The sequence below is a fragment of the Bacillus sp. FJAT-27245 genome (genome assembly GCF_001273955.1).
Lineage (GTDB): Bacteria > Bacillota > Bacilli > Bacillales > Cytobacillaceae > Bacillus_D.
This window is the reverse complement of record NZ_LIGI01000001.1, coordinates 3,496,330-3,506,709: the sequence shown is the minus strand read 5'-3', so window position 1 is coordinate 3,506,709 and position 10,380 is coordinate 3,496,330. Positions and strand designations below refer to the sequence as shown.

General features: G+C 42.6%; 8 protein-coding genes. 4 read left to right on the top strand and 4 right to left on the bottom strand.

The features are described from left to right. Window positions 1-179: 179 nt before the first annotated feature. Window positions 180-1,226, bottom strand: coding sequence for a GGDEF domain-containing protein (locus ADU24_RS17230; protein WP_053367782.1), 1,047 nt, complete (start codon window positions 1,224-1,226; stop codon window positions 180-182). A gap of 217 nt (window positions 1,227-1,443) precedes the next feature. Between ADU24_RS17230 and ADU24_RS17225 the strand changes: the two genes are divergently transcribed. Beyond that, the gene (locus ADU24_RS17225; RefSeq protein WP_156324612.1) at window positions 1,444-2,676 is read left to right on the top strand and encodes a hypothetical protein; all 1,233 of its coding nucleotides are present in this window, start codon (window positions 1,444-1,446) and stop codon (window positions 2,674-2,676) included. Between the two features lie 230 nt (window positions 2,677-2,906). Here the strand turns inward: ADU24_RS17225 and ADU24_RS17215 are convergent, their stop codons facing one another. The 3 genes from ADU24_RS17215 to ADU24_RS17205 form a co-directional block, all read right to left on the bottom strand. Continuing rightward, window positions 2,907-3,302 (bottom strand): secondary thiamine-phosphate synthase enzyme YjbQ, encoded by a 396-nt coding sequence (locus ADU24_RS17215; RefSeq protein WP_053367779.1) that lies wholly within the window; start codon window positions 3,300-3,302, stop codon window positions 2,907-2,909. A gap of 401 nt (window positions 3,303-3,703) precedes the next feature. Beyond that, entirely contained in the window at window positions 3,704-4,573 is an 870-nt protein-coding gene (locus tag ADU24_RS17210; RefSeq protein WP_053367778.1) for a DMT family transporter, read from the bottom strand. A gap of 206 nt (window positions 4,574-4,779) precedes the next feature. Beyond that, on the bottom strand, window positions 4,780-6,036 hold the full coding sequence (locus ADU24_RS17205; protein WP_053367777.1) for a Zn-dependent hydrolase: 1,257 nt from the start codon (window positions 6,034-6,036) through the stop codon (window positions 4,780-4,782). Window positions 6,037-6,531: 495 nt separating this feature from the next. Between ADU24_RS17205 and ADU24_RS17200 the strand changes: the two genes are divergently transcribed. The 3 genes from ADU24_RS17200 (at window position 6,532) to ADU24_RS17190 (ending at window position 10,290) form a co-directional block, all read left to right on the top strand. Then, the gene (locus ADU24_RS17200; protein WP_053367776.1) at window positions 6,532-8,124 is read left to right on the top strand and encodes a PTS transporter subunit EIIC; all 1,593 of its coding nucleotides are present in this window, start codon (window positions 6,532-6,534) and stop codon (window positions 8,122-8,124) included. Window positions 8,125-8,248: 124 nt separating this feature from the next. Beyond that, window positions 8,249-8,974 (top strand): glucosamine-6-phosphate deaminase, encoded by a 726-nt coding sequence (locus ADU24_RS17195; RefSeq protein WP_053367775.1) that lies wholly within the window; start codon window positions 8,249-8,251, stop codon window positions 8,972-8,974. A 521-nt stretch (window positions 8,975-9,495) separates the two neighbouring features. Continuing rightward, window positions 9,496-10,290 carry a MurR/RpiR family transcriptional regulator gene (locus ADU24_RS17190; RefSeq protein ID WP_053367774.1) on the top strand — a complete coding sequence of 265 codons (795 nt, stop codon included), beginning with the start codon at window positions 9,496-9,498 and terminating at the stop codon, window positions 10,288-10,290. Window positions 10,291-10,380: the final 90 nt, after the last annotated feature.

Sequence of the window (10,380 nt, the reverse complement as noted above, 5' to 3'; positions counted from 1 at the left end):
GGATGAGCGACAAAGATTGGGGCAGAAGCCGAAAAGATGTCGCTCGAATCCGGATGAATGAAGAAGTGAAGAAGGGGACGGATCTAGTGATTCATTCGGGGTTCGAATGAAACAGGAGAACCGTCCCTTTGTTTCATTGTTTCACTTTGTTTCATGGGCCAATTTTCCCCAAAAAAGCTTTACATAACGATTTGGTTTCTGCCGCGGTTTTTTGCTTCATAGAGGAGTTTGTCGGCTTTCTCTACGAGTTGGGTTGGCATTTCGCCGTTTTGCCTGCAGCAGCCGAAGCTCATTGTGAGAGAAAAGCTGCCTTTCCTTGCGTGGAACGTATAATTGGCGATTGCCTGTTGGATTTCAACGAGGAGTCTGTTCACCTCGGCTTGCCGCTTTATATAGAGGATCATCGCAAACTCTTCCCCTCCATAGCGGAACACTTTTCCGTGCTCTTCCGGAATGAAGGAAGTAAGAATCTCGCCAATTTTGCGCAGGACCATATCACCTGTTACATGCCCATACTTGTCGTTGATGCTCTTGAACTTGTCAATGTCGGCAAGAACGAGGTGGAAATCCTCTCCGTTTTGTAAATTCTTTCTCAAGCATTCCTGGAACGAGCGGTGATTCAAAAGATTTGTAAGGTAATCCCGGGTTGCGGCTTCCTCGAGCAGGTTTTTTTCCGAATAGTGCTTTCTTTCCCTTGAAACAATGATTCCTCCCAGGCAGCCCATTAGCAGCAAGAAGGCAACCTGGCAGATGTAAATGACTGCCGCTTGCAAGGAGGAGACTTCGGGATGCTGGATATAAAACATGATCGAGTAAACAAGAATGAATACAAGTGAAGAAATGATCCCGCCTATAAACCGCCAATACACAACAATATGAAGGATGATTAAATATGCTATTGGGAAAAGGGGGCTTTCAAGTCCTCCTGTAAGAGGAAGGAGGGCGGAAAACGCAATAAAGTCAAAGAATGGACCGCCTTTCGTCATGAGTGTATAGATTTTAGACCCTTCAAGAGACTTATGTAAGTGGTAATCCGAGATGCCCATATAAGCTAAGCCGAATACTAACAGGGCCATAAAGGCCTTAAGTTTATATGGTTCCGGATTTGTATTGTATTGAATAGCAAAAACAATGACCGCCAGTACTAAAAAAAACCAGCGCAAGGAAGAGAAAATGATTTCAATAGTATGGTCCGATTGATAAATATTCTTTATGTTAAATTTCATTCCTGCACATCCCGACAATAATTTTCCTTTTCTTTAGTATAAAGCAAATTTGGGCTAATTTTAATAATATTTTCCATTTTGTTTCAGGGGAGTTGGTCGGATTTGGGATAATTTTACTTTTATGAGGGGATAATGTTGAAAAAGGGAGTGAACTTTGGTTGCGGATATTGTTTCGCGTCCGGAAAATTCACTTCAATTAATCTGATGGGGTGTGGAGTTGAAGAGCCTGTTTTCCAATGATTTACGCCGTCCTCGAGCCCACACATCGCCATACATTATCAACTATATTTATGAACGCAATCCTTTACAGGTTATTTGGTGGTCGGCTGCCTTCCCTGGAGCGGGGCACATGGCTCTATGCAAGTATTTTTCCGGGGCACTCCTTATGGCCTGGGAGTTTTTTATCAATGTGAAGGCGCACATTAATGAAGCGATTTTTTATTCCATGATTGGCGAGTTTCAATTAGCGGCGGAGGTCATCGATACTCATTGGTTTTTCCTCTATATGGGTATTTACGTGTTTACGATGTGGGACAGTTATTCCACTGCGATTGATTTGAATAAGTTCTCCCGGTTGGCGGATAGGAATGATTCCCCGATTTTGCCTTTTAAAATTGGGGCGCTGGAAGTGAATTTTCTCGATTACCGAAAGCCGTGGAACGGGGTGTTTTGGTCGTTTATGACGCCCGGTTTAGGGGCTATTTACGCAAATAGGCTGCCGACGGGTTTTTTTGTAACGGTCTGTTTTGTTCTTACTGTTTATTACTCCAATGCATTGCCGGCTGTTCTTCTTACATTTGAAGGGAAAACGGAGCTTGCGGGAAAGGCCATTGATCCACAGTGGTTTTTGAATTTCCCGTCCATTCTTTTAACATCTGTAAGCAGTGCCTATTCGGACCTGTTATTCACGAACTCGTTATTCAAGATTGAACAATCCAGGTTTCTGAAAAAGAATTTTCAGCCAAAGGAATTTAGTATGCCGAATAAGAGGGGAGGGAAGAACTCCATGCATTTTGTATCAGCCTTTCAGCACAGCGCCTTTTTGGAGCTGGCCCTTAGCGACCTGGAGCAAAACGGTATTTCGAAAGAAAGTATCTTTGTCGCAACTTTGGATAAAAATTCGCCTGATTTTCCGGACGTTAGGAATACGCATAACGAAGCCGCCAGTAAATATGAATTCGCGTTTATTTTGGGCTGTGTTTTTATGCTGCTTGGAAGTATTTACGGGTTTATTTGGGAGTGGGGGCCAATCATCTGGGCGCTGATTGGCCTTGTCTTTGGCGGTGCTCTCGGTTTGGTTCTTTCCTTTATCTTTTTAAGGCGGAAATGGTTCAAAAAGAAAACTCAGACCGAAGTGGTTGTCATTGTCGAATGCGATAAAAATCAATCAGAGCTTGTGGAGCGGGTGCTTTGGGAGCATAAGGCATTAGGAGTGATGAAAACTTCATGAGGAGAATCGGGGGCTGGGCTAGTCCCAGCCTGATTTTAAAACTGCCGTCCAGGGAAGCCCGGGCGGCATTTTTGGGTTATGAAGCAGTGAAGCTGGGGACGTACCCTGTGATTCGCTTCGGAGAAAAATTCTGTAAAGAAATGAAACAGAAGATCCGTCCCCAGCTTCAATTTGGTTCACGTTTTGAAAAATTTTGTTGAGGAAATGAAGCGGTAAAAACGTCCACTAATTCATAGGACTTTTACAAAGAAATTCCGGGTCCTGGGTCCGTCGAATTCGCAGAAATAGATGCCCTGCCATGTGCCGAGCAATAGCCGGCCTTCATCCACGATCACGAGTTGGGAGGACCCGACTGTGCTGGCTTTCATATGCGCGGCTGTGTTTCCTTCCATATGCCTGTCTGCTTCATGGTGCCACGGATAGACTTCGTCAAAGCGGCGGATCATGTCGCGTTTTACGTCGGGATCGGCGTTTTCGTTAATGGTAATGCCGGCTGTCGTGTGCGGGCAATAGACGACGACCGCCCCTTCCTCCAGGCCTTGGTCTGATACAAAGTTCTGAATTAGTTCGGTTACCTCTAGCATTTCATCACGGTGATTCGTTTGCAGCGTGAACTTTTTTAACATGCGAAAACCTCCCCTTTCTCTTTAGTGTCTACTTTACTACAGTGGGGTGGGGGATGTCCTTTTTTAAAAGGTTCTTGACCACAAAGAGTGGTTTTAACGCCTGGGCTGACACCACACAATCCGTTAAAAGATGCTTTAATGACCGAACGGCGGTGTGCAGCCAGTCCTTCGGGCGCTAAAAGAAGATTTAGAGCCCGAACAGCGGTTGGCAGCCTGTCCTTCGGGCGTTAAAAGAGGCTTTAAAGCCCGAACGGCAGTTGGAAGCCTGTCCTTCGGGCGTTAAAAAACGCTTTAAAGCCCGAACGGCAGTTGGTAGCCTGTCTTTCGGTCAATCAATGAAAGATAACCCACTTTTTATGGTCGTAAGGATTTTAATATTAGAGTTGGGGTTAAATGAAACTTCACTTTTTTTCTTTGCGTGTGATAAGAGCAAGGCTTCCCAAAATAATCAACAGGCCGGCAAACATTCCGGAGGTTATCTGTTCATTCAGGATGATCGCTCCCCATAGCATGCCGAAAGGGGGAATCAAATATGTCACGGTCACCGTTTTCGTTGGGCCGACATGTTCGATCAAATAGTAGTAAAGGAGATATCCTAAGGCTGTCGAGAAAAGGGCGACTCCAAGGACCGAATACAAAACAACTGGCGCTACATTAATTGTCTGACCAGGGAAACCGGCCGAGGTTACCGGGATTAAGAGCAGTGTTGCGCCCATCAGTTGGCCAAAGGCAACCGTCAATGGCGAGCAGTTCTTGAAGGTTTTTTTCGCATAAACGCCCCCGAATGCATAGGAAACAGTCGAGAGAAGGGAGCACAAACTCGCCAGAAAAACCTCTAGGCTCGGCTCGACTGGACTCCAGCCAACCGTAATCACAACGCCGGCCAACCCAAGTATAATCCCGACGCCTTTTGAAAAAATAATCCTTTCCTTCATCCAGACCCAGACTGCAATTGCAGTGAAAAAGGGCGTCATCGCATTGATGATTGCCAATATAGACGCATTCAAATGAACAGCCGCCAGGGAAACGAGCGTAAAGGGGATGGCGGAATTCAGTGCGCCGATAATGAAATACTGTTTCCAGCGCAACCTCAGCTGGACTGTTTTTTTGAAAAAAAGCGCCAACGCCAACAAGGCGAGAGCGGCAAAGGTGACGCGCCCCTGAGTGGTAAGGAATGGACCGATTGCCGGGGAAGCAATCCTCACGAATAAAAAGGATGACCCAAACAAAGCTGCCAACGCAAACAACACAGCAAGTTCCTTAAGTTTCACACGCTTCGCCTCTTGTTCTTTTACTGACTCCTTTTTTACTGTATTCCTGGCGGGGAAATTGGGTGAGGAGGGCTTGCGTGTGAGGCTAACGAGGACATTTAAAATCAAAGCACCTAGGAAAATAAAAAGGACAGGATATAAAAGTCTTTAAAGACTCTATATTCCCGCCCAAAGGTAGTCGCCAATGTATTCAAACTAGCAATCTATCACTTGCATATTTCCAGAACCAAATGCATCATTACATCGATTCCCTTTTTCAAATCCTCATAGTCCGTCCATTCATCAGGGTGATGTGAAATGCCCCCTTTGCTAGGCACGTAGATCATATTGGTAGGAGCGAAATCAGCCATAATCATTGCATCGTGGCCGGTTCCATTGTTAATAATCGTATAGTGATAATCCAGCTTTTTGCAGATGTTTTTCATAATCTCTACATTTTCCTTGCACATGATGCTTGGCGGGGTTGGATTTGGATAGCCAATGCGCGCCATTTCGATCAGTTCTGCCTCTACATTCGTTTCTTCCTGGATGGATTTCAACTCAGCCATTAATTTTTCGTATAGATTAATATTTTCGAGAACATTCTTATCAAACGTTCGAATTTCTACTTTAGCCTGGACATATTCCGGAACGAATTGGTTGGAGTTAGGCGAAATCTCCATCTCACCGACTGCGCCTGCAATTCCGGACCCTAATGACTTTACTATTTTATTAACAGCCACAGTAAACTTCGATGCGGCAAGTAACGCATCCTTGCGTGTATCCATTGGTGCCGTTGAGTCTGCCAGCATTCCGTGGAATTTCACTTTGTATCGGCCTATWCCAGGAAGATACTCAACTAAGCCGATAGCCAGCCCTTCATTATCAAGAACGGGTCCTTGTTCAATGTGAAGTTCGATAAAGTTTTTAATCGTGCCTTTTTCCCTTTTCGCGCTTTTTAGATCGGGAATGAGGCCGTATTCTTTCATTGCTTCTCTTTTCGTTTGGCCGTGTCTATTTTTAACAGAATCCAGTTCCTGCTCGGTTAAAGTCCCAACAAGTGCCCGCGAATTTGAAACCCCGGTACTTGGGCCAAATGTTTCTCCTTCTTCAGCATTCATCGCGATCATTTCAATTGGATATTCATTTTCAATATTATTTTCATGGAGAACCCGCATGATTTCCAAGGCAGCCACAACGCCGGCAACCCCATCGAAAGCTCCGCCGTTTACAACAGAGTCATAATGAGAGCCAATCATAATAACAGGTGCGTCAGGGTTTTTCCCTTCTCGGCGCCCGAATAATGTGGAGAATCCATCCTCCCACACGTTCAGCCCTATTTTTTCCATCTCATTTTTCAAATAAGCTTTTGCTAATTTATCTTCATGGGAGTAGGAGGACCTTGTAACGCCATTTCCTGGGGTTGCAGTAAAGGCAGCCAGTGTCTCGATGTCTCTAATTACCCTGTCCAGATTAACCTTCATGCTTATCGTCCCTTTCAAAAGTATAAAATTGGATACATCTTTTCTCGACCCATCGTAGCACTTGATGTGTACGCCAACAATAAATGTGAGTCAATCAGATTAATTATTCACATTCTGAATAAATTTCTTTTTTATAAAAAAAGTACCCACCTAAGTGGATATATTTCCCTGAATATTTTTTCGCGATGTGAATTAATATTCAGAATTTGATAAAGGAATTTTAATGAAAAGAATGTATTGTTGGTTATTTTTTATAGTGATACCATGACATCAGAAAGTTTGATGAAAAGGCTTTCTTTTAAGCTGGTACAAATCTCTAGAGAAGTTTTAAGCAGGATGATGGTGTGTTTCCGGAAAACATACGAATCGGTCACAATTAGAGTAGTGGATTTAAATGAAAGTGAAGGCCGGCCTTTTTTAAAAAAATAGGTTGCTTGATTATTAGTAATGAATACGAGATTGGTTTCCAACGTTAAATTAGCTGGGGTGGATGATATGAGAACTGGTATCCAAAAGCTTGGAAAAACTTTGATGGGCCCCTTATCAATTATTGTTGCTTCGGGATTGCTCTTAGGAATTGTTTCGATCTTACAAAACCCGGCGATTGTCGGTGAAACTGTATCGAACGCTGCGATCATTCAAAACATCGTGGGCGGCGTAAGGGCGATTGTTGGCATGATGTTTGGGCTGCTGCCTATTTTATTCGCGATTTCGGTTGCTACCGGAATGGCCAAAGAGGATAAGGAAATCGCTGGTTTTGCTGCCGTCATCGCGTTTATTATTTTTCATGTAATGATCGGCTATCTCTTAAAACTAAATCAAATTACAGTCGACACGACTTCGGTCGACTATCTAGTGCAGCAAGGGAATTCACAAATTCGGGCATTTGAGATTTCGAACGCCTATGAAACGATGTTAGGGGTATTTACGTACCGAATGGGCGTTTTTGGCGGGATACTTGTTGGGCTATGGACCGCGTTTATCCATAACAGGTATCATACGAAACAACTTCCTACAGCTTTCAGTTTCTTTAGTGGAAACCGGTTTGTCCCAATCGTCATTATTGTGACAATCCCATTCCTCTCGATGATTTCGTATTTTGTCTGGCCATTTTTTAATACGGCGATTAATGGCTTGGGAGGCCTGATTGGCAAATCGGGAGCGATTGGTACGTTTATGTATGGTTTCGCAGAACGTCTGCTTATTCCGACAGGGCTGCATCACGTATTAAACCAGTTGATACGTTTCACCCCAATCGGCGGCATGGCTGTTGTTGATGGGCAAACAGTGTCAGGAGCATTGTCCATATTTAATGCGGTGCTTGCATCGCCGAATCCGGATATTGAAACATTGAGGCAATCCACTCGCTTCTTAACACAAGGTACCCATCCTTTCATGGTATTTGGGCTACCTGCAGCATGTTATGCCATGTATAAAACTTCTTATTTGGAACAGCGCCCAAAGGTTAAAGGGATGCTGCTCGCAGCCGGGCTAACTTCCTTTGTAACGGGTATAACGGAACCGATTGAATTTGCCTTTATTTTTGTCTCCCCGCTCCTGTATATCTTCCACGCATTTATGGCAGGKTTGTCATTTTTCCTTATGACAATCATGAATGTTGGGGTTGGTAATGCCGGGGGCGGACTGATTGATCTAGCCATCTTCGGTATTTTACAAGGCACCTATACGAAATGGTACGTGGATGTCATTGTTGGTCTGATCTATGCAGTTATTTACTACCATGTATTTAAATTTGTGATTCTGAAATTCAATGTTAAAACACCTGGCAGAACAACAGACTCCGAGATTGATTCAAGTGAGCAGGAAGTAGCCGCGGGTTCAGCCGGGGATGATTTCGGAGCCGCCATTCTTAAAGGTTTAGGCGGAAAAGAGAATGTTGTGGAAATTGATAATTGCATCTCAAGATTAAGGCTCGTCCTAAAAGACACGTCAATCGTAAATGAGTCAATATTAAAAGCAACAGGTTCCCTGGGAATGGTTAAAATTGATAAACAAAATATTCAAGTCGTCTACGGGCCTAAAGTAGAACAGGCAGCACGGTCTTTGAAAAAAGAAGTGAATAAATAACTCTTTTGGACGAGTGTGGAAAATTTGCTTTGTACTGTAAGTTTGAGTAGGCTAGTGGCGACGAGCTGCCACAATCGAAGAGGAGGGGAAAGTCATTAAAGTTATCAGGCTTTAATGAGAAAAAATGAAAACTATTTTTGTTAAAGATTATGATGAAATGTCAGCAAAAGCGTATGAGATTATTAAAGAAGTGATAGAAACCAAGGAAGAACCGGTTATCTCCATGACAACAGGTGGTTCTCCAAGGGGAGTATTCAAGTTATTGGTTGAAGGCATTAACAATGGCTTGGATATTAGCCATACAACCTTCATGAACTTGGATGAATACATGGGTCCGAGAGATGCCGCTTATTCAGTTAGATCCTTTATGTATAAAAATTTATATGACCTGGTCGATGCGGAACCTAAAAATGTTTTCTTGATTGATGGTGAAGCAGAAGACACGGATCAAGAAATTGCGCGGTACAAAAAAATATTGAACGACTATCCGAGAGATATTCAATTGTTGGGATTGGGCACGAATGGGCATATCGGTGCGAATGAGCCGGGAACTCCGTTTGATTCGACCATGTTTTTAGCAAAGCATGATGAATCTACAATTCAGAGCACAATGAGAGAGTACGGGATTACAAGAGAAGAAGCCCCAACTGAAATGTTGACTCTTGGATTTACGGAGATTTTGGAAGCCCAAACAGTATTGCTGCTTGTATCCGGCAAGCATAAGGCTGAAGCAGTGAAAGCGTTGCTTGAAGGGGAAATCACTGTGGATTGCCCTGCTACAGCGTTACGAAATTGTGAAAACGCGGTTGTCATCATTGATGAAGACGCTGCTTCGCTATTAGAAAAATAAGTGTGATTACCAAAATAGTAGTACAGACCGGGAGAGATGGTTTGTACTACTTTTATTTTTATTTTTACATGCCATGCGAAAACCTTCATCAAATAGAGCCTCGAATTTCTACATTTTTTCCGTTCCTTTTAAAACCCTTTAGGTTGAATCAAATATATCATTCGTAACGTTGCTGTTGATTTCCGCTACGGACACACGCTTTCCGCGGGGCGTCAGTGGAGCCTCCTCGGCGCATGCGCCTGTGGGGTCTCCACCTTGCCGCTGCATCCCGCTGGAGTCGGTGCCCTCCGCTCCAATCAACTTACAGTCCAAACTAAATGTGTAAAAAACAATTCAACTTTTATCACCTTCCCCAACTTCGCTGATTTTTTCACACTTAATATGTTCACCTGATTAGGCTTAAATCCTACGGAAATCTGTTCAATAAAGGGCTTGGCGGGTGTGTTATAATTGTGGAAAACCGGTCTGAATTCTACGATTTTATAATAAATAGAAAATCAAATTAGGGGGGCAAGCTGATTATGAATTTGGAGACATTGATTAATAAATATTATGACGAATTAAACGATAACGACTTACATGTAATCAGCTATATTAGTCAAAATATTGAGTTGTGCAAAGATAAAACTGTCACAGAAATTGCTAAGTATTGTACTGTTTCCCCCTCTACTATCATTCGAACAACGAAGAAATTAGGATTTGATGGCTATAGTGAATTTCGCTATTTTTTAAGGGACGAAGCTGATAGAAGAAGAGAAACAAAGATTTCTGCCAATCAATCTTTTCATAGCTCGGTTTTATTAAAAGATGTCCAGGAAACGATTAAACTTTTTGAAGGCGACAAACACTTAGAAGAAATTTATGATCTTTTATTAAAATCAAAAAATGTATTTGCTTACGGAACAGGCTATGGACAAAACTTGATGCTTAAAGAATTTTCGAGATGTTTATTGAACCATAATATATTCTTGAATATTATCCCTAGCAAGACAGAACTTGAGTTAATTTCTCAAGGAATCACACCGAATGATTTATTAATCGTTGCATCCTTATCCGGAAAAACTGGCTCGATTGATGCGATGTTAAAAAGTATAGCCGTTAAAAAAGTACCAATCATTTCAGTCACCGTTTTTTCCCGGAATGAATTAGCGTATTTAGCTGATTACAATCTTTATTATCAGGTCACTCATTTAAATAAAGTTAATCAACTAAATAACTCATCGTATTGTACACTAAATTTAGTATTAAGCTTGTTGTATGAAGGATTTACAAATTATATTAACGAACGGGAACCCGCTGTAATTAACCACCAGTAATGCGTAAAACATTCTGCTCAATAAGCAAAAACTCTTCTAAAACATCGCGTTTTGGAAGAGTTTTTTGGTTTGTGCATATGAATTCGTCCG

Excerpts from the sequence above, each read along its gene's own strand:
- ADU24_RS17230 (WP_053367782.1), bottom strand. The coding sequence starts at position 1,226 with ATGAAATTTAACATAAAGAATATTTATCAATCGGACCATACTATTGAA.
- ADU24_RS17215 (WP_053367779.1), bottom strand. The coding sequence starts at position 3,302 with ATGTTAAAAAAGTTCACGCTGCAAACGAATCACCGTGATGAAATGCTA.
- ADU24_RS17195 (WP_053367775.1), top strand. The coding sequence starts at position 8,249 with ATGAAAACTATTTTTGTTAAAGATTATGATGAAATGTCAGCAAAAGCG.
- ADU24_RS17190 (WP_053367774.1), top strand. The coding sequence starts at position 9,496 with ATGAATTTGGAGACATTGATTAATAAATATTATGACGAATTAAACGAT.